This is a genomic window from Bradyrhizobium sp. Kon58 (genome assembly GCF_055807455.1).
The window spans coordinates 1-803 of record NZ_JBVVOT010000098.1 but is presented as its reverse complement, the minus strand read 5'-3'; the positions used below and the strand labels follow the sequence as shown (position 1 = coordinate 803).

Genomic DNA, 803 nt, shown 5'->3' with positions numbered 1-803 from the left:
GATGCTGCAAGGCACCGGCATCGCGGTGCTGTACCTCACGGTGTTTGCGGCGATGCGCCTGCACCCGCTGATCGACCCAGGCGCGGCGTTGGGCCTGTTGGTGGCGGTCACGGTGTTCTCGGCGATCCTGGCCGTTACTCAGGATGCGTTGGGCCTGGCCTGCGCCGCGGCGCTCGGTGGTTTCGCGGCACCGATCCTCACGTCGACCGGCGCCGGTAACCATGTCGCATTGTTCAGTTATTTCGCGTTGCTCAACGCCGGCATCCTCGCCATCGCCTGGTTCAAGGCTTGGCGTTTGCTCAATCTCATCGGTTTTGTCGGCACCTTCGGCATTGGCTTTGCCTGGGTGCGGTTCAACAGCTGACTGGCCTGCGAAAAGTCAGCAAGGGTTTGGCGTGAGATGAGGGTTGGCGGTAGTCCAAGGTTGTCCTTATCTATTTCAATCTTGTGTCTACAGAACATCGCTATCTCCGTGCTCGTTTGAATGAGAGTGCGCGTCAGCACCGGTAATGGCCGTAGCACGCCAAACGAACGCTTGGCAAAGTGTGTCCAATCGGCCGTTTCCATTTTCAAATGAAGCGTGGTTTTTTTCTGTTTCGAGTACTCGTGTCCTTTGACCTTGCGCATCGGGCGCCAGGGGAGCGCTCTGGTGGGGTAAAGCCTCTGACGAGAGTGTTGGGCTCCACCTCAATGCGCAAGATGCAGACACAGGTCAATACCTGGAAACAGCAGCGAGTCCCCCAGGCTTCAGCCCCACAGGCAGGGAATGGAACAGCAGCACCCAGTTTATTACACCAGTTGAT

At 57.9% G+C, this 803-nt stretch carries 1 protein-coding gene; it reads left to right on the top strand.

Annotated features, from left to right (window positions below; translation table 11 throughout):
- Positions 1-364, top strand: a 364-nt coding sequence (locus AC0L20_RS39590; protein ID WP_473295602.1) for a DUF2339 domain-containing protein, incomplete at its 5' end; no start/stop codon positions are given.
- Positions 365-803 lie beyond the last annotated feature (439 nt).